This window comes from Flavobacterium caseinilyticum (assembly GCF_004349085.1).
Taxonomy (GTDB): Bacteria; Bacteroidota; Bacteroidia; order Flavobacteriales; family Flavobacteriaceae; genus Flavobacterium; species Flavobacterium caseinilyticum.
On the sequence record NZ_SMFM01000002.1, the window covers coordinates 364057 to 389244 of the forward strand.

Here is a 25188-nt window from a genome sequence, read left to right on the forward strand (position 1 = left end):
ATGCAAAATATAACATTAGGCGAAATAAATAAATTTATAGTTCATTCAATTGGAAATAAAAACAATGGAGATGGTGTACGTTTTTCCGATATTTTAACTGATTTTGATAAAATTGAAGAGCACATTAAGCAGTTGCTAAACAATAGTTTTAAGTTCGAAGAATTATATCAATTCTTTTTTCTTCCAAATTTGGAACTTAATCCTGTATATCAATTCGTAAGTTCAATTTTTAAAAGTAAAGAATCATTTATTGAACAATCACAAAATGCAGGTCGATATTTATATGATAAGAGTACTCATCCACAAATAAAAAGTGGTGAGTTAGGTATAATCTATTTCAACGATTGCAAAATAAATAATGAAATAGTAGACTGTATTGGTATTTTTAAATCAGAAAATAAAGACACTATTCTTAAAATAAATAATAAAGAAAATGGATTTGAACTAACTGGAGAAAAAGGAATAAATACAAATAAATTAGATAAAGGATGCTTAATTTTTAATACCAGAAAAGAGAATGGTTTTTTAATTTCTGTCGTTGATAATACCAATAAAAGTTCAGAAGCCCAATATTGGAAAGATGATTTTTTAGGAATCAAAACAATCAAAAATGATTTTCATCAAACCAATCAATTTTTAGGCATTGCAAAACAGTTTGTTACTAAACAATTAGATGAAAATTTTGAAGTTTCCAAAGCTGATAAAATTGATTTTTTAAATCGTTCTGTTGACTATTTCAAAAATAGTGAAACCTTTAATAAGCAAGAATTTGAAAAACAAGTTTTTGGAGATGAAAATTTAATAGAATCGTTCCAGAAATTTAACCAAACTTACAGACAAGAAAATGAAGTCGAACTAGCAGACAATTTTCAAATATCTTCTCAAGCTGTAAAAAAACAATCTCGTATTTTCAAAAGTGTATTAAAACTTGATCGAAATTTTGACATCTACATTCACGGAGATAAAAATCTTATTGAAAAAGGTATTGAAAAGGATGGCAGAAAGTATTATAAAATCTATTATCATGAAGAAAAGTAGAAAAAATGGCAAGTATTAAACGTCCAATGTTCGAGACTCACGTATTGGAAGGATTGTGTAGAACGATTGGGGATACCGTAGATGGTCTAACTGGTACTGAAATTGGCCAAATCCTTTTAAATTCTAATATCCCGGATATCGATTCCCAAAATACAAAGTGGAGAAGATTATATTCAGCATTTGCCGATTGGCAAAATAAAAATCAATGTTCAAATCACATCTTAAGATTTATAAAAGATGCATTACAACCTGTCAGATACATTGGAAAGGAAGAGGTTTTTCATAATAGACGATTAGAAGTAAACAAGCGATTGTTTTTTATGGGTGCAGAAATTACCGAGGAAGGAAATATCAGGGAGGTACAAAAAGCAAAAACAATCTCTGAAGCGGAACAAAGAGCAAGTCGGTTAAAACAAAAATTAGAAAGTCGTAGTATTCATAATAAAATATTTGAATATTGTAAGGCTGAATTATTAGTAGAAAATTACTTTCATTCTGTTTTTGAAGCAACAAAAAGTATTGCAGACAGGTTAAGAAAAATGACTGGACTTTACGCAGATGGTAATGCTTTAGTAGAAACAGCTTTTTCAACTACTAATCCTATGATAAGTATAAATTACTTAAAAACCGATACTGACCGGAGTGAACATATTGGTCTTTGTAATCTAATAAAAGGTGTGTTCGGTTTAATAAGAAACCCAACTGCACATGAACCAAAAATTAAATATGAGATTACTGAAGATGAAGCTCTTGATATCCTAAATACAATATCCTTTATACATAAACGTTTAGACAAAGCAATTTGAAATATTGTGGAAGCTTAAGTAAACTCCCCAATATCAAAATCCTTCAAATCATTTTTCCGCAAAATGGAAGAACTTGCATCTGCTTCAGAATAAAGACTGTCGTCCAATAGCTCGGCAATTTTTCGGGATGCACCCTCAATGGAATTTTCCAGCAGGCTCAATAATTAGGCTCCCTGTATTTTCTGAGCAGAAATTGGGTATAAAAAAATGCTAAACTTTTACCATTTGATGTTTTACTGTAGCCTTTTCGATTTACATTTTACGCCCTTTTTGTTTACTTTGTTTTGGCTGGATTGGCTGTTGTTTTTCGGCAGCTTTTTTTAGCATCTTTTCTATTTTAAGGTTGCTTTGAATTAAATCGACTAGAAAAGTTTTTTCCCACGGAACATTCTTTGCTGTAAACTGCATTTTTAACCCTTGCTTTACCAGTCCATGCTTAATGTCCAATCCATACTTCCTGTTCCAACCAATCCTGTCCAATAATCTTTCAGATGGAAATTCAACAGCTATTAAATCCTTAGGAAATTCGGTTATGAGACGATAATCAGGCTCCTGAAATTGGTGTGTTTTTGGATTATAGGGAATGGTATATGTTCTTTTATCTCCGTCATAGTAGCTTTCGATATCTGAAAACACAATGCCTTGGGAACGGAAATCATCTTTGGGTCTTAGCTTGTCCATTCGTAAATCAACATAAAAAGTATGCCCTGTAATTTCTATAATGGGTAGCAGTCCTTTGTTTATACGTAATTCAAAAGCTTTCTGATCCACCATTATTTCAAAGTCGGTCTTTTGTCGAATATCACCAAATGAGCAGTTGTACTTTTTAAACATACCCAATGGATCCATTTCGGAAATTTGAGGTATTTTGACAGTCGTAAAGATTTGTTTTGCTATATCAGATGAACTTATTCCATCGGTCGTCTTTGATTGGTCTAGACGTTTGGAATTTCTATCATATACAAATTCGTAATGTGTGCCGCAATCTTTCATATCCTCCAGAAAGAGTCTCCATTCAGGTCTTTCTTTTTCGAGTAATGCCATTTGGTTTATGTCGAAATGGTATTGTGTTCCCTCAATTTTAATTTCGGGCAATTCTCTTTCCATAATGTCCATCTTTTATAAAAGACAAAGGGAAGTCTATAGAAAATCCCCAATATCAAAATTCTCCAAATCATTTTTCCGCAAAATGGAAGAACTGGTATCCGTTTCAGAAGAAAAGCTCCCGTCTAATAGCTCAGCTATTTTACGGGAAGCACATTCCATAGAATTCTCCAGTAAGGTGAATAATTCGGTTCCTTGTATTTTCTGAACTATAGCAACTGCTGTTTCCTTTTGAGATGGCTCCAATTTTTCTTTTTGCAGCAGCATCCCCACGGAGCTTAGTTCTTCAAAGGTAACCCCTTGGGCAAAACCGTCATTACCACCGGATATTCCATACCTGTTCCATTCTTCTTCCTCTTCCTCCAAATCAGGCATATTCCCAAAAACTTCGTCCAGTTCTTCCTGCGGAATTTGCATATCGACATCTTCCTCGTCGATTTCAACATCAAAATTATCAATTTCCTGTTCTTGCTTTTTAATTTGGCTTTCAGTCGCACTCATTGACACTGGAAGGCTTCTCATTGGTTTGGGCTGTCCCATAATATCGGGTAGTTTTGGATTGGGTTTTTCCTGCGTTGGTTTTTGCTCCTCCCCTTTCCTGATGATAATCTTATCCTCCAACAACAGCGCAATAACAATGAGTAAGCATATAACGATTACTGTTTCCATAATTATAAAATAGGTTTGTACTTATCGTTGAAGCTTGTGGTAATCTGCTCACCGAACTCCTGAAAATGATATTCGAGAAGATTGTCTAAGTAGGCGTAAATGGTTATCTTATCTTCACCTATTACCTGTACTATACGCGACAGTTTCTCATGAAAATCAGGTCGGATATATACTGTTTTGCCATCACGGGCATTGGTACCAGGCCTTTTGAAAAATATACTTTCGTAATCCTGTTCATTTACTTTTTTGGTTCTATTACGTTCCTTCAGTAAAGGTTTTTCCTGTAACGGTTTCATAGGAGCTTCGGGTTCTTCCGGCGGAAGTTGCAACCCTTCCCTTTTTACTCCATCTACCATTAAATTCATCATTAGCTCTTCGTTGATTTCAGGAATAGCTTTTTTCTTATTGTCTTTTTCCATACTATTACAATTGAACGATTCTTAAAAATTCCGTCATAAACTGGTCTAAGCGGCAAGCTTTCATCAAACGTTCATCGGGAGGCATTAAAGTTGAACGAAAAATTGTCTTGGCACCAGCTTCGCTTTCCTTGCGGAAACGTGTGCTGTTCTTAATCTGACATTGCATCAGACTTAATCCCAATTCATCTATCAATTTATTATAAACATCGTACAAAGGCGAACGCTCACGACCATCTACCTGATTCCAAAACAGGTTAATGGTTTCAATGGAGGTTTCTCCTTTTTTCATAATAACATCCTTCATCAACTGGGTAAAAATAAGCGTACTTTCCATAACTACACGATCTGCTATAATAGGTGTAAAAATATGGTGCATCCCTGCCAGAGCTTTCAAAATACCGGGAGTGTTTACTGTACCCGGAAGATCAAAAAAGATAAAATCAACCGGAACGGAAGCGGATTCCAAAAAATCATGCGCAGCTTCCAATACCCCTTCAGCTTTATGTTGGATGATAGGATAAGCTTTTTTGTTAATGGTTGTAAATTGTTTGAATGCCACTCTTTTTAAAAACTCATTTTCCATCACCATAGCCAAATCACGAATCTTCATTTTCATTAAACTATGTTGTGGAAAATCAACATCGAATACGGCTACATTGTAGCCCAGCCGATAATGCAGCGTACTGGCCGCAAGTGCCGTAAAGGTGGTTTTGCCTACTCCACCCTTTTGGGAAGAAAAAGCAATGAATACTGTTTTGTGTTCTGTTTTCATTTTTAACTGTATTAAATTATTTACTTATATCGTTGCGTTGGTAGATACTTATCTACTATTGCCTATACGTATGCAGTTTTGTAGAAAGCTATGTGGTCATTTAAGTAGGTATTGCTCTGCTTGAATACTAACATATGTGCCTCTATTTTTAGGCACCTATACATATAGGTTTGTATCATCAGACCTAGTTATATGCAAACCCAAGTCTGTAAATATGCACATATACAACTATATGATTTCATATCCTCAACTGCATCTATCCACATCCGGACGCTTTTACATACACAAGTGACTACATACATAATTAAGTAACTACATACCAACATAGTTATCTGTTTACACTCGCTTGCAGGTACAAAGAAATGCAGATATATACGTCCTTATTCTAAGGTGGAACGAATTGGCCTTTATTGGTGCTATTTGGCACTGTGACACAGTGTAATACTCTACTGAAGAGACGTTTACTTTGTAATTAAATTTTTTATTAACGGACTTATGCAAAAATATTATGAAATATCAAGTAAGAAAGTGAACGGCCCGAAGCCGTTTATCCCTGCTTTATTTAATCCGTCCCGAAGGGCGGATTTTTGTGTTCACCAGAACACGGCAAGTTGTGTTTTGAGGCACTCGAAACTGAGTTCGTGCCTCAAAACAGCTTGCCCTGCTGGGGGCTGAAAAGCCTTCCGAAGTCAGGCTTTTTGCTAAAGTTAAAAATGGATATATGATGAACGAAAACAATAACAGAAAACAGAATAAAGGCGGACGGACGCCCAAGAACAACCCAAGTATTCACCGCCACGTTTTTCGCCTTACGGAAGAAGAAAACGCGAAATTATTATTGCTTTTTGAAGCATCGGGAATGGTCAATAAAGCAAAATTTATCATTTCCGTACTGTTTGGAAGAGAGATTAAAACGGTCAAAATAGACAAAGCTATGTTGGATTTTTATATGAGGTTAACCTCTTTTCACAGTCAGTTCCGTTCCATTGGCGTAAATTATAATCAGGTCGTAAAGCTGTTGTACCGTAATTTTTCGGAGAAAAAAGCGGCAGCTTATCTCTACAAATTGGAAAAACAGACAGCCGAAATGGCGGTGTTATGTCAAAAAACCATTCAGCTCACAGAAGAATTTGAAGCAAATCATTTGAAAAAACAGTGTTGAAATGATAGCAAAAATCGGAAGAGGGAGCAATTTATACGGAGCTTTGGCATACAATCAGCTCAAAGTCGAGAAGGAAAACGGGCAAATTCTGTTTACCAATAGAATAATTGAAACACCTAATGCGCAGTATTCCGTTGCTCAATTGGTCCAATCTTTCGAACCTTATCTGATAGCCAACCGCAATACTGAAAAACCAATTTTGCATATTTCACTCAATCCTGACCCGAAGGATAATGTAAGTGATGAAAAATTCAAACTGATGGCTCAGGAATATATGCAGGAGCTGGGTTATGGGGAACAACCTTTTGTAGTATTCAAGCACACGGATATTGGCCGCACACATATCCATATCGTATCGGTTTGTGTGGATGAAGAAGGCAAAAAAATTTCGGATAAGTTTGAAAAAAGACGGTCTATGAATGTATGCCGTGAACTCGAAAACAAATATGGACTGATATCGCCTACGGAGAAAGGACATCTGCAGAATGAAAAGATTTTTCGTCCCGTTAATTACCAAACAGGAGATATAAAAAGCCAGATTGCTTCGGTTGTCCGTTATCTGCCTAAGTATTATCGGTTCCAGACGTTGGGGGAATATAATGCTTTGCTTTCCCTGTTCAAAATTACCACTGAAAAAATAGAGGGCGAACTACAAGGAAAAATCAAGCAAGGTTTATTATACTTTCCTTTAAATGAAAAAGGAGAAAAAGCCGGGCATCCACTCAAGGCTTCCCTATTCGGTAAAAATGCAGGAATTCCGGCTTTGGAAGGGCATTTTGAAGAATCCAAGGAAGCCTTAAAAAACCATACAGCAAAACTAATCATCAAAGCTTCGATTGAAACTGCCTTCCAATCGACAAATGATGAAAAGAACTTTAAGAAGCAATTAGCGGAACAGGGAGTTAATGTAATTGTTCGCAGAAATGATGCAGGACGTATTTATGGCATTACGTTTGTCGACCACAATTCCAGAACCGTTTGGAATGGCTCCAGATTAGGGAAAGAGCTTTCGGCCAATACCTTTAATGATTATTGGAATCATATTATCAAACCGGAAATAAAAAGGCTTAAAGAACCTCATCCAAAAATATCTCAGCACAACGCAATGAAAGATCTACCAGCCGAAAAGCCCCATGAATTATTCGATTTCCTAAACAAAGAAGTCCCCGCTTCCAGCACAAATGAAACTAGTATCATGGAAAGTTTTGGGGGACTGTTGCCTGAAGCACAAGGAGAAGATTACGAAGAACAGGACTTTACCAATAAAATGAAGAAAAAAAGAAGACGTAAAAGAGGTCAGTAGGTTTTATTGTTTATTATGAACTCCTCATTATAAAGACACTTTCAATCCCAATGCATAACTCCAGTACAAAATCTTCGGAACAGTTGGGTTCTTGAACTGATAAATACCATAGACATATAATGAAAAAAGTATAAATGCTCCCCAACTCAATCCAATACACAATATACTTTGTCGTTCTGTCAGATTGAACATACCTGCAACGAATGATTTTACTATGAGTGCTGGAATAATACAGCATATTAACACACATATTACCCAAGGTAATATCCATAACTTCCTGTTCTTTGCTTGCAAGCCAATGATAGTTCCTTTAAGGAAATAAATAATGCAGAAAATAAGGTAGGTGAATAATAAGGAGATACCCCAAATTTTAAATTTGTCGGTTTCTTCTCCCCAGAACTTTTGAGACAGTAAAAATCCTGCATAAAAAAACATACCGAAAATAGCAGCTATTTTTAAGGCGAGAATAAAACCCGCAACGACCACAAACATTAGTCCAGTAGCAGAATCACTTTCTTCTCTTTTCTTAGCTATATATTCATCTTCACTTTCTCCCGGATCAGCATCAAGATTATTCCAATTCATATTATTCCCCTTTAATATTGATTATTAAATTGATGAGATAACCCAAAAATTTTTCAACAGTATAAATTTAATAAAAAATCATTATAAAATCTGAACCTGGTTGGAGCCACTTAACGCCAAACACTGTCACGCACCGCTAATGCCTGCCACTTTTTTATAGCCACGCTACACTGTCTTTAAATTAACACCCGAACATTTAATAATGAGAAAATGCAAGGAGAAGACGATTTAAGAGGTTTAGCCAAGATAATGGCATTCATGAGAGCGGTAAGTATATTGATTGTGCTGATGCACTTTTACTGGTTCTGTTATGGGTTCTTTTTAGAAAAGGGCTGGACACTGGAAATCATCAACAAAATTTTAGGCAATTTCGACAGAACGGCGGGTTTGTTTTCACACATCTTATATACTAAAGTCTTTGCTTTGATATTATTAGCATTAAGCTGTTTGGGAACAAAAGGCGTAAAGAATGAAAAGATAACCTGGACAAAAATTTATGTGGTTTTGGGAATTGGTTTTGCACTATTCTTTCTGAACACATCATTGTTAAAACTGTCATTAAACATCGCTGCATTTCTTTATATCCTTACCGCAGGTTTGGGCTATATCTCCCTGATGGTAGCAGGAGTTTGGATTAGCCGTCTCCTCCGTACCAACCTGATGGAGGATGTTTTCAACAATGAGAATGAAAGTTTTATGCAGGAAACTAAGCTAATGCAAAATGAATATTCCGTGAACTTACCCACCAAATTCTGGTACAACAAAAAACAGCATAATGGTTGGATCAATATTGTAAACCCTTTTAGGGCGACCATTGTATTGGGCACACCCGGTTCGGGTAAATCGTATGCTGTAGTAAACAACTATATCAAGCAACATATTGAAAAAGGTTTTTCAATGTATATCTATGATTTTAAGTTTGACGACCTATCTACAATTGCCTATAATCATTTACTAAAACACACTGATAAGTACAAGGTAAAACCGAAATTCTACGTCATTAATTTTGATGACCCTAGAAAAAGTCATCGTTGCAATCCCATAAATCCTGATTTTATGACCGATATATCCGATGCTTACGAATCGGCGTACACCATCATGCTGAATCTTAACAGGAGTTGGATACAAAAGCAAGGGGATTTCTTTGTAGAATCTCCAATCATCTTATTGGCTGCCATTATTTGGTTTCTTAAAATCTATGAAAACGGCAAATACTGCACGTTCCCTCACGCCATTGAACTGCTCAACAAAAAATATTCGGACGTCTTTACAATCCTAACCACCTATTCGGAATTGGAAAATTATCTATCACCCTTTATGGATGCCTGGCAAGGTGGCGCGCAAGACCAGTTGCAGGGACAAATAGCATCTGCGAAAATTCCTTTGTCAAGAATGATTTCCCCGCAATTGTATTGGGTTATGACAGGAGATGATTTTTCACTGGACATCAACAACCCGAAAGAGCCGAAGATACTATGTGTAGGCAATAATCCTGACCGTCAAAATATCTATTCCGCAGCGTTGGGTTTATACAATTCAAGAATTGTGAAACTTATTAATAAAAAGGGACAGCTTAAAAGTTCAGTCATCATTGATGAATTGCCTACCATCTACTTTCGTGGATTAGACAATCTTATAGCCACTGCTAGAAGTAATAAGGTGGCCGTTTGTTTAGGGTTTCAGGATTATTCGCAATTAACTCGTGATTACGGAGACAAAGAAAGTAAGGTTATACAAAATACCGTGGGTAATATATTCAGTGGTCAGGTAGTAGGAGAAACTGCCAAAAACCTTTCTGAACGTTTTGGTAAGGTGTTGCAGAAAAGGCAGAGTTTGTCAATCAACCGTAATGATACGTCGACATCCATTTCCACACAATTGGACAGCCTCATTCCTGCATCTAAAATTTCTACATTGACCCAAGGTGTTTTTGTAGGGGCTGTATCAGACAATTTTGATGAACGTATCGAACAGAAAATTTTCCATGCTGAAATTGTTGTAGATAATGAAAAAGTAGCAACCGAAACCAAGTATTATCAAAAAATACCGGAAATTTTATCCTTTTTAGACGAACAAGGAGAAGACAAAATGAAACAAGAAATTGAACTCAATTATAAACAGATAAAGCTGGACATTGTTCAGGTTGTTGAAACTGAATTGGAACGTATTAAAAATGATCCTGATTTGCAGCATCTAGTACAAAAGAGATAATTGCAAAAGGGATCTATAAATACTAATATATCGTTGGTTTGAAATCCAGTGAAGTAATCTTTCCCATATCAAAAACCTTTTAGATAATTTATAAAAAAGTATATTTACAACTAAAATAATTCCCTAAATTTACGAAGCAAAGTCAATCTGATTTAGAATGTACCAGAGAGATTTTGTGAACAATATAAGCAGGTTAAGTGCAAGCGCATTGAAAATCTGAATTAATTAGAACAAATAGTAAATGATAATAACCAACCACAACGAATCTCATAAAGAAAATTTACTTACTCTTTTTAATGAAGCCGATGAAATTATATTTGCTTCAGGATTTTTAAAAAATAGTGGTTTAAATAATATCAAGGATGTTCTTAAAGATTTTTGCAAAGACAAAAGGAAAAAATCAACATTCTATATTGGTATCGGATTTGGCGAAACTGATCCTAAAACTCTTGAATCACTGAATAATATTATTAAATCTAAAGCCAATCACCAATTAATTCTTTGCACTCCAGACGCTGGGATATTTCATTCCAAGATTTACGTTTTTCGTAAAAATAGAAATATTACAATAGTTATTGGCTCAGCAAATTTAACAGAAGCCGGCTGGCTAACAAATGATGAAGTTTCAACTATATCTGAAACAACAATTGACTCATTAGATTACAAACAATTATTAAAGTATTTTAGTCGACTACATAAATCATATTACACTGATGACATTTCAGAATTAATTTTAAAATATAAATTTCAATTAGAACAATTTAAAGATAAATATTCTCAAAAACCAACATTTCGATTCAGACGAAAAAAAAGCACAATTGCGGGTATTGATATGCTTAGATTAAAGAATTATTATGAAAACTATTTAGAATCTACTGAATTTGTAGAACCATCGGAAAGAGAAGAACAATATACACAGGCACAAGAAAACTTAGATATTCTCGGAAGCAATATAAACCTAAATGATACTGAGTTTCGCAATCTTTTTGGGCCTTTGATGGGGCATTCAGGGTTTAGAAAACTTTGGCATTCAGGAAGCATCCATAGGGGAACACATAAAACATTAAATCATTATGCTAATAATTTTCGTGTTTTGGTTCGTGAAATAAAAAATAATATCAATCAACCAATTGAAAAAGCATTTAGTGATTCGATGACTTTTCTAAATAACATGAGAAGAAATAATGAAATGTCTGGAATTGGAGAAAATATTATTGCCGAAATATTAATGACTTATAATTCTGAAAAATTCGCCAATCTTAATAAAAATCCCGTAACTGTTTTGTCAATAATTGGTAAAGAATTAAAAACACCAAGTGCATTTAATGGAATTGATTATAAAGAATATACGACTCTTCTATTTCAAATTAGACAAGAATTGAATATGAAATCATTCTTGGAAATTGATAGCTTTTTTAACTATGTTTATTGGAATTTAAAAGAAGAATAGTAACGCCAGCTCCTTACCCTGTATGTGCCATTACTATTTTTTTTTGGACTCCAATTCTCTAATCTTCAAATCCATGTATAATATTACTCTGGTTTGTACAAGACATGATGAGCTAGGTAAGTGTAATTCTAATGAATTATACCAAATTATAGAACTCATAAATCCAGAAGTAATATTTGAAGAAATACCTCCAACTTTCTTTGACGAGTATTATCTTGATAAAAGGCGTGCTAATTTAGAAACAGACACAATAAACAAATACATTCAAAACCATAAAATCGAACATATCCCAGTAGATTCAAATAATTTTCCTTCAGAAGAATTTTTCAAAGATCATAAGCGCATGATTGAAAAAATAGAAGGTCTTGCTGATATTAATGGATTTACTTTTCGAAATCTAGTTGACAATAATAAAATATACACCGAAAGATATGGATTCAAATATTTAAATAGCATAGACAGCATTAACATAAACAATGAAATCTGTAATGCATTAGAAAATGGCCTGCAAAAAATAAACAATGACAAATTATTTCTAACTTTTAAATTATGGAAAGACATTAATGATATGCGAGAAAACCAAATGCTTCAAAATATTTATCTATATAGTCAAGACCATAATTATGACAGAGCAATCTTCACCATCGGAGCGGCTCATCGAAAATCAATAATTGATAAAATATTTGAATACCAAAAAAATGAAAAAGTAAAATTAAATTGGATATTTTAAAAAAGAACCAGCATCTAACGGCAATTATATTGAATAATTCAATTAAATTAATAACGAAGATTTTAATTTGTATGTTTGTAATAGATGTTGATTATTGGACTTAGTTTACAGATAAAGACATCTTTTATTAATTCAAATGAAAGGAAATAAAATGTGATTTTTTTCCAGACTTATAAATAGAGTAATAGATATGTATAAACTAAAAATATTAGATTGTAAAACTTTTCCGGATAGAAAATGGATGTTGTGTAAAGGCAGTCTGAATGAGTATTTAGAAAGTTTAAAACCGGAATTTTATACTTTTTCAATTCAACGAAAAATCGTGAAGAACCAGTATTTAGATACTTTAATTACAACGATTAAAGAAAAAGACCCGATACCGGTAATAACATTGACTTATAATGACGATAAACTCCAGCCTAAAGTTGGTGATGAAGTCAGTATTAATATGGAAAATATTGAAATACTTGATGGACTTCAAAGGACATTTAGGTTATGGGCACATAATGAATTAATTAAAGAATATGAATCTTCAGCTATTACTGATCCAACATCATTTGCTAAGCAGATTAAAAATAAATATCCAATCTTTTTTGAAACAGGAATAGTTTCTTTAACTAAGATTAAAAATTTCTATCAAAATGGAGAGTTTGATGAGATAAAAACATCATTTCAGGATTTCGATGTTTATTTTGTTGTTTGGATAGATCTTACTCCTAAAAAAGTAATCCACAAAATGCTTGTTTTGAATGCTGGGCAGAGGAGTGTTAGCAAAACGCACCAATTTGAACTCTTATTCCTGTATTTGTGGGAGGACCTGCGAATTCAATTAAAAGACATTACTTTATATCGGGAAAAAGAATCTGATGCCAACAAAATTAAATCAGGTACCCGCAATTCAGGGGACTATATGTTTACTTCTGTAATAGTTGCTTTAAGGTCCTTTTTGGAAAAGAAACCCTTGCGTGTTTCAATTGACGATTTAGATGTTTCTGAATTAGGTCAGGATGAATCGTCAGGAGAAATTAACGAGGGTATTTTCAATACTCATTTTATCAAACTGTTCTTAGAGAATCTAAAAGCTCTGGATGATGTTGTTATAGAAAAAGAAGCTGAATATGGAAAGAAATGGTTTGTCAAAGACACTACACTTTCGGGTATTCTTGCAGGATTAGGTGCTTATGCAAAAGTAAACGAGACACAATCCATCGAGGACATCACCAAACTATATCAAGATAGTTTTGATAAACTCCTTATTATGGTAAAAGAAAAAGGATTTACTCTTAATGAATTTACCAAGCAATATAATGTACTATCCAGCCGATCTGTCAATATTGGAAATTTTATTAGAAAAGTTGTTATGGATTATACCATTCAGCTTTTAGAAGATGCTGATCCTTCGTGGGAGGCTATTTTTAACTCAAAATCTAAAAATGGATAGTTTATGACTGGAAAGGAAATACTTAAAAGCTTTTATAAGCTTATTCATCAGCATTACCATTTGACTATCGATGACTTTGGATTACAAGTTGATGATGATTTTTGGACAAATGATGAGATAATTGATCAATTAAGAGGTGAAGCCATACTAATTGCATTACCAAAAATCCATGAGTTATTAGAAGCATTTACAGAGGCTAAAACTGGTTCCGATTATTTAGTGGATGAATATCTGCCACTAGAAAATGTTGAACTCATTGACTTTGCCCATAATGATTTTACAAAAAGAAACAGGGCCTTCAGTTACTCCGATGGTGAATTTGGATACTTGGCTTTATCTAAACTTTTAATGATAAATCCCTTGTCATCAATTGATGAAACTTCGCAGGACTATAGAACTCTTGTAGATTTTATATCAACAGCGGTTGTTAATACAGAACATGATAAAATAACAATATTACTTTCTCACATTGAAACTGCAAACGAAAACTGGGGTATTCTAATCCATAAAATTGTTCATCATCAAACCTCTTTAAGTATTTATTCCTATTTATATTATAGAGAACTCTTACAGGGAGGAAAAATTGATTTAAACCCTAATCTTAACTTTACGCCTGCACATGGAGCGACGGCTACTTTAAGGCCCAATACTCGTTATGAGCAATATTTTGAGGTATTTGATATTATCAATGAATTAAATCACGCTACTGATACAATTACACGATTTTTAAAGTTATATCACATAATTGAATATTTGGTCTACCGAAGAGAATTAGTTGAGATAGAACAAAAGGCAAGAAATAACAGAACGTTTATACGAGAAATCCACAGTTTCACTGGAAAAGGTCAATCAGATAATGAATTTAATATTCTGAAAAAGAATTTTAAAAAGATTTTTGAAGCAGAAATTCTTGGCGATGCATTTCAAATAAATCCTTTAAATGCGCAAGAAGCAACCTTTTTGAGGACATATTGGAGTATTAATATATCCTCTCCCGCAAATGTTTTTAATCAAAGAGATGCTGACAGTATTACAAATCTGATATACAGAATACGCAATAGCATTGTTCATAATAAAGAAAGTGAATTCCATATTACAACATCAAATCCGGATGATTATGCTGATGTTTTAAATTTGATTAAAAGGTTTATAACCATTTTGGAGAAACAATTACTAGATAAAATTTCTGCTGATGTTCCTGTAATTAGTTATCAAAGTCAATATATTGAACTCTATTAATAATACAAAACAAATCCCTGAGTAAATTCAGGGATTTGTTCAAATGCCTTATAGAAAACTTAACATCTGTCCAACATCCTTATTCATCTTGGAAAAAGCAAACCATTTTTTACCTAAGTCTTTTAGTGATGCTCCGATATGGTAGAGTTCTATGCTATCAATAATCAGAAACCTGTCGTGTGCATCAGAAAAAACTTCAACGTCAACCGGAGGATATTGACTGTTATATCGTTGCACATCCAGCCGTAACTGATTACTTATACTTTTGGTATAGATTGTTGCGGTAACATTATTATTTCTCTTACCTAACAAGGTTAGTACCGTATCGTCCACATAATTATCAATCAGAATAATGGAGCTGTTGGCACTACGAATAATATCAGATACAAAGGTATAGGCATCAAAAATCTGCCCATTGTAAAAAATCCCCTTTTCACTGTGCAGCTTTCCACTTTCCAACTCCTTAAAGATTTCTTCAAATTTCTGGTCAGCTTCCAACAGTTTCAATTCCATCTTATCCAGCCGATAAAACAAGGCTGCGTTACTAACAAGCATCTTACGCATTTCCACAAAGGCATTCATTATCTCGATGCTCACTTTTACGGCAATATCGCTACGGAGTACTGCCGAAAGCATAGCTATACCTTGTTCTGTAAAAGCATAAGGCAGATAACGTCTTCCCCCATAGTTCAAACTTGAGGTCACAAATTGTGACCTCAAGTTTATGGCATCAAATTCATCCTGTTCCAGTTGAAAACGGAAGTAGTCAGGAAACCGGTCAACATTACGCTTCACCGCTTGGTTAAAAACTTTTGTATCTACCTGATAAATCTTAGCAAGGTCACTATCCAGCATTACCTGCTTTCCCCTGACATTATAAATCTGGTTTTCTATTTCCTTTTGGGTAATGATAGAATTGCTCATTATTTCTTTGAAGGTTTGGATTTTTCAAATTCAAAGGAGCTTTCGGCTTTCTCGTTCAATACTATATAGGCATCGAATTTCTTTCCGGCTTTGCTTTTCATTCCTTTGATAAGGGAAGTTTTGCCTTTATTGACAAGGCTTTCTACATCAGCTATACCGATTTGCATACCACATACATTTCGGAACTGTAACCAGTTGCAGACCTCATCAGGGCATTTGACAATTTTATCCCTAATGATAAGTTGTTGTTTTTTGCATTTGGGGCAGACAAGCTTGGGCATGTTGGTTTGTGCAATCGACGTTTGCAGCAATTCATTGGTAATGGACGCTGCGTAGGTTTCCATTTCCTTTTGAAAGGTTCCAGCATCTGCCTCATTATTTTCAATTTTCTGTAAAGCAACTTCCCACTCTGCAGTCATCGTTACATCGGCAATTTTCTTGTCTTTGATCAGTTCATACACTTGCAATCCTTTTTCAGTAGGTATCAGGGATTTCAATTCTCTTTGGATATAATTACGGGCAAACAAAGTTTCGATGATGGCGGCTCTTGTGGCAGGTGTACCGATACCGATGTTTTGTAATGCCCTTCGCTCTTCCTCATTTTCTATCTCCTTTCCGGCAGTTTCCATAGCCGATAAAAGTCCTGCTTCGGTATAAAGCGCAGGCGGTTTGGTTTTCTTTTCAAGAACAGAGACATCTTTGATTTTAAGTTCATCACCTTTTTTCAGTTCGGGTAGTTCCTGCACAGGTTCGGCATCATTATCGACAAAACTGCCTTTGATGGAACGCCAGCCTGGTTGCAATATCTTGCAGCCTTTCAAGGCAAAATCATAATGCAATGCCTGTAAAATAATATCGGTTATCTCTTTTGTACAGGCCTGTGAAATTGCTTCCAATAGTCGAAGGACAATCATATTGTAAATCGAATTTTCCTTCGCTGGTAATGCTGAAGGGATTTTATCCGTAATCAGCAGACCATGATGATCGGTAACCCGCAAGTCATTCACGATACGTTTATTGAAATGCCCCCACTTCACTTTGGCGACCGCTTCCTTGCAGGTTCCCATGTCCTGCAAAGCCCTGATAAGATAGGGGATTTCTGCCCATATATCTTCAGGGATATATTTGCTTCCGGTACGTGGATAGGTAATAAATTTCTTTTCATACAGGCTTTGGGCAATGTTCAAGGTTTCTTCAGCCGTCAGATTCAACTTTTTATTGGCTTCTTTTTGCAAGCCAGTCAGATCAAACAGCAAAGGCGGTTGTTCCGTCACATTTTTGGTTTCTACAGTGGTGACAGTAACTGTATTTCCATTTCTTTCGATGGACTTTAATATATTTTCCACCAGCTTTTTATCTTGCCATTTGTTTTTGGAAAGACTTTTAAAGTCTATGAACTCTTTTGTATGGGACACCTGTATTTGCCAGTATTGCTGCACCGAAAAATTTCTATTTTCCAGATAACGCCTGCATATCAAAGCAAGTGTAGGTGTCTGCACTCTTCCAAGCGAATAAATCCCGTTGCCTGCGGCAATGCTTAATGCCTGAGAAGCGTTGATGCCCAAAAGCCAATCAGCTCGGCTCCTGCCCTGCGCTGCCTGATATAATCCGTCAAAATCGCTACCAGGTTTTAGGTTGTCAAAACCCTGCTTGATTGCCTTTTCGGTCAGCGAACTAATCCAAAGACGTTCAAAGGGTTTGTTGCTTTTGAGGTATTCATAGATATAGCGGAATATCAGTTCACCCTCACGCCCGGCATCAGTTGCGACAATTATCTTTTCACTACGGTCAATGAGATGTTCAATTACCTTTAACTGCTTTAACGCTCCTGCATCTGCTGTATAGATTTTGTCTTTTTTGACTTTTCGGACGGTCAATAAAAAAGGATTGGGAAGTATCGGCAGGGACGATTTCTGAAACCCGGAAATGCCGTAATCTTCCGGCATACCCAATCCCACCAAATGTCCAAAAGCCCACGTAACATAATAGCCGTTACCTGTCAGATAACCATCCTTTTTTTCGGAGGCTCCCAACAGGCTGGCTATTTCCCTTGCTACACTTGGTTTTTCTGCAATCACTGCTTTCATAATTCAATACATTTATAGTGATTACCTTTTTATGCCTTTGGATTTGGCAGGTGCTTTGGTTTTTTCCTCTTGCTCCTGCTGTTCCTTGCTGTCGGGGCCTTTTTGTCCCGAATTCAAAGGCTCTTTAATATTCTTGGTTGCTTCATCTGTTTTGCCTTGTGAATTAACCGCCGTTTGCGTTTTGTGAGCTTCGGTAGGCTTCGCGTGCTCTTTGACCTGATTCGGATTTTGAAAAGAGAAATCCGTCTTATTTGTTTCCTTGTTGAAAGTGATGTAACCATTATATTCCTTGCCTTTCTTATCCACTAAGCCGATAACATATACGGTTTGGCCGTCTTTGAACTTTTGATATTGCTCATTATCCAGTTCTTTACCTCGAAAGGTTTTAGGGGCTTCCTTCGACTGGCTTTGCTGATTGTTTTGCGTTTGCTTATTGGTATTATTTCTGTCAAACAAGAACTCTACAAAACGTTTGTCGGCATTGAATTGTACCTCTGCATCAAACGAAGTTCCTTTTTTGGAAGTCATACCCTCTATATGAAGCGGCTTACCCTCCATTAGGGTTTGCTTTTGTACATCATCCAGTTTCACGCCTTTGATCTCATCAGGGATTTTGATTTTGTCTGTTCGCAGAGCAACAAGCTCATTAGTCAGCCTATCCACGCTGACAATAGAGGGAATGGTCTCATTCGTTTTCGGGTTGGTCAAATTGACCACCCGGCCCATATTGCCTGTTTGGAGCAGGTTGTCTTTATCTTCCTTGCTGAACTCGTGACCGAAAAAAGCATAATTAAGGTTCGGCACTTTTCGGATACCATGAATGGCAACTACAACCTGCCCGTCATCATTGTGTTGCAGAGATAAGCGGGCATCCATGCGGGTAACCGCTGTACCGAGGTTAAGACTGACAGGCACAAGCTCATTGGTCTTGTAGCCTCTCAATAGCGGATCAAGCAGGTTCATTTTTTCGAGCTTCTCTTTGCTCAAACCGAGGTTGTTCATGGTTTCCCAATCGATCTGTTCCGGTTTGTAGCGGTACTCGCTTGTTTCCGGTGTTGTTTGTGTTGTTTCCATACTATTCTGATTTTCTTGTTTATGATCCTGACCAGGTTCCTCTTTCACTTCGTGTTGTCTCATTAATTGATCGCCTTCAAGTGTTGGGTGATCTACCTGTTTTTGCATTTTTTTTGCTGTATTAATAGCCAATGGTGCGGGAACGTTAAAGAATGAGAAATTGGTAGGATTCTTCAACTGACTGAAGAAATTAGATAAGAAATTGGAAAATAAATCCCCCTGCTTATCTACCCGCATAAACTGGTTCTGATTTTTTTTTGTAGGTTCAACGGTTTCCAGCTTGCCATTTTCATCAATGCCCTTTACAGCCTGAATTTTCTTTTTCTCTTTATCCAGCACCAATAATATCTCGGATAATTGTTCGGGAGATCGTGATTTATCTAAAGTTTGTTCGCTCATAATTTGAAATATTTAAGTTCGACATCGAAAGTAAAAGAGGCATTCACTGCTTTTTACTAACTGGCATCCTTTGACACTATTTGTCACGAGTTGGCTTTTGTTTTAGGCATGGGAGCGGTAAAACTTTCCCTGACGAACTGGTGTACATCTGACAGTTTGTAATAAATTTTTCCGCTGATGGTATAATAAGGCAGCTTGCCAGAAGAGCGGTAACGCTGTAGAGATCGTGCACTTATCTTCAACATTTGCAAAATATCCTGATTATCCAACAATTCTTCTCCATCAATAATAGTATGTTGATTTTTAGCCCCGCTTACCAATTCCATAAGGATGTCAAATCGCTCCATGATTCGCTCCATCCAAGCCATAAATTCTATTCTGTCGATATTCATATAGATATGTTTTAATCAATTATTAGTTTTCGATTAATGATATATGCAAAATTGGAGGCTATTTGTTGTATTTTCTGCCAAGCTTTACCAATTGAAAATCATGATTTTGGAAATTTCTAGAATACAGACAATTATTAATAATTAAACTAATTTTGAATTTACACTATCAAAGAAACTCGAATTGGAGAAACATTTTGCCAATGGGTAAGGATGGGTAGATATAAAAAAAGCAGTGTAATAAAACACTGCTTTAAAATGATAGAAGATTATAATTATTTATAAATCTTTATCCATATACTGCTCTAAAGAAGATTTGAGCTGGTCTAAAAATAAAGTGCGATTACCTGCACGGTCTTTCATACGATGAAACGCATGATGAATATCCCCCAATTGTGTACGGAATAATAGCTGAAAAACTAAACTAATTTTACGGATTCCGATTTTACCATTCGAAATCGCACCAGATACGTATAGGGCATAAATCAATTCTATCATCGCGTTTTTAGATTCTGTCCAAAAGATATCTTTGGTAGATTCTGCATTTTGTAAAACCATATCAGGTTTGTCGACAGGATTGATTTTGAGAATCAAGTAATTATAAAGCAATTCATCGGCTATAATGCGCGACACTTTGTAATCATAATAAGTAGAGAATTGAGTATCAACTTCAAAGATAAAGCTGTTAAGGCCCGTATTAAGATTTATTTTTCCTAATTTAAAAAAATCATGATCTCTATCTGTCCGTCCTGAACGATAATACCGGTAAAAATCAGAATTACAGATATGTTCTTTGTATTCATTCTTTAACTGCTGTAATTCACAGGAAAAGTATTTATAGTACATTTTACCACTGTTTACTGGACAAGAGGTCTCTATTCTATACACTTTGTTATAATAAATCAACTTTCCAAGTATTTGTGGCTTAATTATCCTAAAAAATTCAATTTCTTCATTTTCTTCTGTAAAATGATGATCCAGAACACGTTTTTTCATATCTGAAAGTAAATCCTGAAGAAAAACAATCATACGATAGGATTCATCAATAACATGTACTGATTCCAAACTTATTTCCTGTTCTTTTTTCAGTATACTGTAAAGAGCATCTTTATAAGTAGACTCCATCATCATAATAACTAATAAAACGAATAATTAATTCATTTGTATATTTCATTGCAGACAGCATTAAATGATTCAATCCCTTTTTCAAACATTTTTTTAATATTAGTTGTCAATATACTTTCGTCATTTTGCAATTGATTTGTAATCATTTTGCAAAGTATTCATAAGTTCCATTGCGTAATTATCTCTTGTCTGAACATAGGCTACTTTTGGAATTATCCTAGCTCCTAATTTTCTTTTTTCAAATGAGGCTGAAACTCCAAAATCTATCTTTTGAAGCTGCAACTCATTAGCTCTTTTTATGGTTTGAAATAACAATTGCCTGTACAGTTGGTATTCTTTTGCCCATTTATAATCCATACCTATTAATTCCGGGACATAGGTATGATTGTCGTTTTTGTAGCAAAACATAATTCCTATGAATGGATTTTCGGGCTCTGCTTTCAAGGCTAATATTATAAATTCCCAGTTGGGACTGTCATTCATGCTTTCGAAAATTTCTTGTGTATATCGGAATGTATTGATAGCGTAATTATTGTCTTTCACATTGTTGTAGAGTTGATATGCTCTTGCTATTTCTGATTTGCTCAATTTATCTTTTATTACAAACTCATAGTACTTCTCATAAGGTTCTATCTCTTTATTGAAATGTTTACGGGAACGCAGCGACAACGTTTTTGTAAACTCTTCGTATGAATGCCAAACTTGGTTTTCAATTAGACAGGATTCCGGCATGTCTATTTTGAAATAACCTTGTTCTACTATTGTTTTGTTGTAGCTGTTGTCTTTTTCGAAATCTCTTAAAACTAGCATATCTGCATTTAAGTCATTGTATTTTTCTTCCAGCTTATCCAATAATAGTTTCAATGCTTTTTCTGCCAAAGGATGTTCCTGATTGATGAAGCAGTGTTTTCCTTCGGTGAATAGAGAACCCATACCCAATACTCTTGAGGTGAGGTATAAAGGATTAGTCTTTCTTATTTCTTCCAAATGGATGGAGACCGATTCAGTAGCCAGCATGTCATCTTTCCAAAGGCCGTAGGTAAAAAAGGTCATTAATACTACGGTACCTTTGTTGTCTTTAATAGTGAAATAATAAAAATCCCATTGGTTTGTTGGATCCGGATGCTGGCTAAATGTTTTTTCTAAATAAACCAGTCCTTCCCAATCAAAGATATTTTGTTTTCCCATGTATTGGTTCCATTCATCTTTTATGATATCTTGAATGGTATTTTTTTCTTCGATAAAAAGCTCCTGCTCTTTTGATTCTGAAATGTTTTCTGCTTTTTTACTGTCCATTCCAAAAGCCTGTCTGATTTTGATCTCGCTATTATTTGTTTCTTCCAATGCTTTAGGAAAATGATATTCCATCGCTTCAGCCAAGGCTGTAATGTCCTGTTGTTGATTGTGACTGGATAGCGTAATTCTAATTCCAGTATTCTTGATTGGTACAGCAGGATAAATCCCCAAATTCAGGAAAAAGCCTTCCTTGAATAAACGTTTCACAAAGTTATAGGCCGTTGCGGGTGTACCCATTCCCAAAAAGAAAACTGGCGAATCGTTTTTTGAAATTATGGAAAGGTTTCCTTGAGACAGCAATTGGTTGAAGTAAGCAATTTTATTCGCCAAATCTTTTTGCATCAATTCTATTTCAGGAGATAGATGGATGCCTGCTGAGGCAATTGCAGCCGCTACAGAGGCAGGTTCTAACTGAGCGGAAAAGGTTAACGGCCCGCCAAAATTTTTGATTTTGTCCCTCAATTTTTGATTCTTGCAAAATACTGTTGCACCACTGGCTCCGAAGGTTTTACTTAGAGTACTTACCACAATGCAATTTTCAGGCAGTTCTTTGATAGCGTCAAAAACAAAACCGGTTCCGTTTTTGCCTTTCCAACTCATTCCGTGGACATCGTCAAAATAAAGGTTTAGTTGTGTATATTTTTGAGTCAAAGCCAATAATTCTGGGATGGGTGCATAATCACCAAACATGGAATATACACCATCAGCCATGTACCATATTTTGTTGCATTTGGTGGTTAGTTGCTTGATTTTATCTTCTAGCATATCCAAATTACTGTGTCTTATCAGTTCTACTGGAATTCCCCTTAGTTTTAAAAGTTGACATGCATTTTGGACGCTCCAATGCACCTGATGATCCATTATTACGGCATCCTCATCTCTAATGAGTGTTGGAATAATAGCTAAATGCCCCAGCGTACTGTTCTTGGTTATAATAGGAGGAATATCATACATTTGTTCTATTTTGCTTTCTAATTCATAGTATAGTGGATGTGAAATGTATGATTTTGACAACGGAAATTGTGTGCCATAATCCCGAATGGCTTGAATTGCAGCTTCTTTGAGTCTATTATCTTGTTCTAAACCAAGATATCCTGTTGTGCCGAAATGAAACATTTCTTTTCCTTTGATTTGTATGGTTCTTCCTGTCAATACTTTGTCTTCAGCATATAAGTGCAATACGCCTTCTTTTTTTGCTCCTGATAAAACCTCATCGACCGTATCAATGAAATTGTTGTGCTTGATTTTTGCCATATTATTTAAATTTAAGTTATTTAAATGTAAAATTTTGTAAGTACTTCTTTCTTACTGGATACTATTTTTGGGTAAAAATCTGAATAAATAATGAATCGTATTGTATGAAATATCATAAACTCCCGATATGGTAAGACATACTCCCGATTTGATAACTACAATGCTATTTTTAGTGATTTTCGCTGTTTTTATGCTTATTATAATTAGAATTATTACTATTTTTACAAATAACATCATATTTATCTAAAATCTTATGAGGTTTTCAGCTAGTTACTTTGAGAATGAATATGCCCATTTTTGGATTCGAAATAGTATTCTTTTTTTTGAATACAAACCCAATGTTGTTATTGATTTAACTGTAGCCCAGCGCATTGTAGCCGATCGAATACAGATACAAAATGAAAAGGCTTATCCTATATTGTGCGATATCAGGGGTATTGTAGATTCTGACAAAGCTGCCAGAGATTATTTGGCTCAATCTGGTTCCGTTTTGACAAAAGCTGTAAGTCTGGTTGGGCATCAAAGTATTTCTCTAATTATAACCTCTTTTTATCTTAAAATTGGTAAACCAAGTGTTCCAACAAAGCTTTTTACTGATGAGTCAGCCGCTTTGGCTTTTTTGGAAGCTTACAAGTAATATTATAAATCACTACTTTTAATAAATCTTTTAACTGGTACCTTATAGTTCCTATATGCAACAAGAAATTAATCAACAGCGTATTCAAAGTATGCATAAAATGCTTCTTGAGATGGGAAGTGGTAATTTTACCAATCGCATCGAACGTACAGAGCAGGATGATGAACTGGAGGCATTGGTAGTGCTTGTTAACATGGTAGCAGAAGAAATGAAAGGATCTGTTTTTCATTGGGGCTTTATTAATCCTCACCATACTTATACCAATCTTGTTCAAACCACTGTTATTCTGGATACCGATTTTATTATCAGAAGTTATAATTCAGCTGTTCCTAAAGTATTAGGTTTTACTGATGAAATGCTCTATAATACTGCTTTCAGCAGTATACTCTCGAAGGAATCTTTACCCATTTGGGATAGTATTAAAGAATCCATAATTCATGATGTTAACTATAATGGTACCTTGCAACTCATTTATATTACTCAAGAGCAATTGCTTGTACCTTGCTATTGCACCATTTCACGACTGATGCACAGTACCAATATTTTAATCAGTTCGGTTACTACTGTTATTGATGAGACCATAGTGGCTAAAGCATTGGTTTCACCAGAAGATATTAATTTGCTTGGGGGGTTCAGTAGTTATTCTGATGTACAATTGATACAGCATGTCTATGATTATATTTTAAACCATTTGGATTCCCCGCTACCTTCTTTAAAAGAACTTTCTCAAATTTTTGGAACCAATGATAATAAATTGAAACAGGGGTTTAAACTTTTATTTAAAACGAGTATTTATCAATTTTATGCTACTGAACGGTTGAAAAGAGCTCATCTTTTGATCCAGCAAACAACAATACCCTTAAAAAGAATTGCAACTATTATGGGATTTAACACTTATCCCAATTTTTCAAGAACCTTTAAAAAACACTTTGATTATGCTCCTAATGCTATTGAGAGGAGGTAGAAGGTTTGAAATGGAAAGTTAGAGGTGAGGAGTAGGAATTAAATGCAAAATCAATGTCAATTCCAACACGTAATGTTAACAAGGCGGTGAGAATAGGGAATACAAATTGC

General features: G+C 35.0%; 22 protein-coding genes. 11 read left to right on the forward strand and 11 right to left on the reverse strand.

The window, feature by feature from the left end; genetic code table 11:
- Window positions 1-1038, forward strand: coding sequence for a nucleoid-associated protein (locus tag E0F89_RS06205; RefSeq protein WP_131908985.1), 1038 nt, complete (start codon window positions 1-3; stop codon window positions 1036-1038).
- 5 nt (window positions 1039-1043) lie between these two features.
- Window positions 1044-1844: a TIGR02391 family protein gene (locus tag E0F89_RS06210; protein ID WP_131908986.1), complete on the forward strand. Its 801-nt coding sequence runs from the start codon at window positions 1044-1046 to the stop codon at window positions 1842-1844.
- A 252-nt stretch (window positions 1845-2096) separates the two neighbouring features.
- On the opposite strand, the gene E0F89_RS06220 is transcribed toward E0F89_RS06210, so the two are convergent.
- The 4 genes from E0F89_RS06220 to E0F89_RS06235 are packed head-to-tail and all read right to left on the reverse strand — an operon-like array spanning window position 2097 to window position 4808.
- Window positions 2097-2951, reverse strand: coding sequence for a hypothetical protein (locus tag E0F89_RS06220; protein WP_131908987.1), 855 nt, complete (start codon window positions 2949-2951; stop codon window positions 2097-2099).
- 33 nt (window positions 2952-2984) lie between these two features.
- Window positions 2985-3617: a conjugal transfer protein TraD gene (locus E0F89_RS06225; RefSeq protein WP_131908988.1), complete on the reverse strand. Its 633-nt coding sequence runs from the start codon at window positions 3615-3617 to the stop codon at window positions 2985-2987.
- Window positions 3618-3619: 2 nt separating this feature from the next.
- The gene (locus tag E0F89_RS06230) at window positions 3620-4036 is read right to left on the reverse strand and encodes a DUF3408 domain-containing protein (protein ID WP_131908989.1); all 417 of its coding nucleotides are present in this window, start codon (window positions 4034-4036) and stop codon (window positions 3620-3622) included.
- Window positions 4037-4040: 4 nt separating this feature from the next.
- On the reverse strand, window positions 4041-4808 hold the full coding sequence (locus tag E0F89_RS06235; protein WP_131908990.1) for a ParA family protein: 768 nt from the start codon (window positions 4806-4808) through the stop codon (window positions 4041-4043).
- A gap of 724 nt (window positions 4809-5532) precedes the next feature.
- On the opposite strand from E0F89_RS06235, the gene mobA reads away from it, so the two are divergent.
- Both mobA and mobB read left to right on the forward strand, forming a co-directional pair.
- On the forward strand, window positions 5533-5970 hold the full coding sequence (mobA, locus tag E0F89_RS06240; RefSeq protein ID WP_131909355.1) for a conjugal transfer protein MobA: 438 nt from the start codon (window positions 5533-5535) through the stop codon (window positions 5968-5970).
- Window position 5971: 1 nt separating this feature from the next.
- The gene (mobB, locus tag E0F89_RS06245) at window positions 5972-7273 is read left to right on the forward strand and encodes a conjugal transfer protein MobB (protein WP_131908991.1); all 1302 of its coding nucleotides are present in this window, start codon (window positions 5972-5974) and stop codon (window positions 7271-7273) included.
- A gap of 27 nt (window positions 7274-7300) precedes the next feature.
- Here the strand turns inward: mobB and E0F89_RS06250 are convergent, their stop codons facing one another.
- A complete protein-coding gene (locus E0F89_RS06250) occupies window positions 7301-7858 on the reverse strand; it encodes a hypothetical protein (RefSeq protein WP_131908992.1) in 558 nt (185 codons plus the stop codon).
- A gap of 210 nt (window positions 7859-8068) precedes the next feature.
- On the opposite strand from E0F89_RS06250, the gene mobC reads away from it, so the two are divergent.
- The 5 genes from mobC to E0F89_RS06275 all read left to right on the forward strand — a co-directional run bounded on the left by mobC (window position 8069) and on the right by E0F89_RS06275 (window position 14929).
- Window positions 8069-10069, forward strand: a complete 2001-nt coding sequence (mobC, locus tag E0F89_RS06255) for a conjugal transfer protein MobC (RefSeq protein WP_131908993.1) — start codon at window positions 8069-8071, stop codon at window positions 10067-10069.
- 241 nt (window positions 10070-10310) lie between these two features.
- A complete protein-coding gene (locus E0F89_RS06260; RefSeq protein WP_131908994.1) occupies window positions 10311-11519 on the forward strand; it encodes a restriction endonuclease PLD domain-containing protein in 1209 nt (402 codons plus the stop codon).
- Window positions 11520-11592: 73 nt separating this feature from the next.
- Entirely contained in the window at window positions 11593-12249 is a 657-nt protein-coding gene (locus E0F89_RS06265; RefSeq protein ID WP_131908995.1) for a hypothetical protein, read from the forward strand.
- Window positions 12250-12439: 190 nt separating this feature from the next.
- Window positions 12440-13690, forward strand: a complete 1251-nt coding sequence (locus E0F89_RS06270) for a hypothetical protein (protein WP_131908996.1) — start codon at window positions 12440-12442, stop codon at window positions 13688-13690.
- A gap of 3 nt (window positions 13691-13693) precedes the next feature.
- Window positions 13694-14929, forward strand: a complete 1236-nt coding sequence (locus E0F89_RS06275) for a hypothetical protein (RefSeq protein WP_131908997.1) — start codon at window positions 13694-13696, stop codon at window positions 14927-14929.
- Between the two features lie 48 nt (window positions 14930-14977).
- On the opposite strand, the gene E0F89_RS06280 is transcribed toward E0F89_RS06275, so the two are convergent.
- From E0F89_RS06280 to E0F89_RS06305, 6 genes are all read right to left on the reverse strand, one after another.
- The gene (locus tag E0F89_RS06280) at window positions 14978-15853 is read right to left on the reverse strand and encodes an ORF6N domain-containing protein (protein WP_131908998.1); all 876 of its coding nucleotides are present in this window, start codon (window positions 15851-15853) and stop codon (window positions 14978-14980) included.
- Window positions 15853-17940 (reverse strand): type IA DNA topoisomerase, encoded by a 2088-nt coding sequence (locus E0F89_RS06285; protein WP_131908999.1) that lies wholly within the window; start codon window positions 17938-17940, stop codon window positions 15853-15855. Before E0F89_RS06285 ends, E0F89_RS06280 begins: the two co-directional genes overlap by 1 nt.
- 21 nt (window positions 17941-17961) lie before the next feature.
- A complete protein-coding gene (locus tag E0F89_RS06290) occupies window positions 17962-19413 on the reverse strand; it encodes a DUF3945 domain-containing protein (RefSeq protein ID WP_131909000.1) in 1452 nt (483 codons plus the stop codon).
- An 83-nt stretch (window positions 19414-19496) separates the two neighbouring features.
- Window positions 19497-19805, reverse strand: a complete 309-nt coding sequence (locus E0F89_RS06295; protein ID WP_131909001.1) for a helix-turn-helix domain-containing protein — start codon at window positions 19803-19805, stop codon at window positions 19497-19499.
- 276 nt (window positions 19806-20081) lie between these two features.
- The gene (locus tag E0F89_RS06300) at window positions 20082-20927 is read right to left on the reverse strand and encodes an RteC domain-containing protein (protein ID WP_131909356.1); all 846 of its coding nucleotides are present in this window, start codon (window positions 20925-20927) and stop codon (window positions 20082-20084) included.
- A 120-nt stretch (window positions 20928-21047) separates the two neighbouring features.
- Window positions 21048-23477 (reverse strand): bifunctional aminotransferase class I/II-fold pyridoxal phosphate-dependent enzyme/GNAT family N-acetyltransferase, encoded by a 2430-nt coding sequence (locus tag E0F89_RS06305; protein WP_131909002.1) that lies wholly within the window; start codon window positions 23475-23477, stop codon window positions 21048-21050.
- A 253-nt stretch (window positions 23478-23730) separates the two neighbouring features.
- Here E0F89_RS06305 and E0F89_RS06310 point away from each other — a divergent pair, with 253 nt between their 5' ends.
- Together E0F89_RS06310 and E0F89_RS06315 are read left to right on the forward strand one after the other, a co-directional pair.
- Window positions 23731-24114, forward strand: coding sequence for a DUF7793 family protein (locus tag E0F89_RS06310; protein WP_072944060.1), 384 nt, complete (start codon window positions 23731-23733; stop codon window positions 24112-24114).
- Between the two features lie 55 nt (window positions 24115-24169).
- On the forward strand, window positions 24170-25078 hold the full coding sequence (locus E0F89_RS06315) for a helix-turn-helix domain-containing protein (RefSeq protein ID WP_131909003.1): 909 nt from the start codon (window positions 24170-24172) through the stop codon (window positions 25076-25078).
- The last annotated feature ends 110 nt before the right edge of the window (window positions 25079-25188 follow it).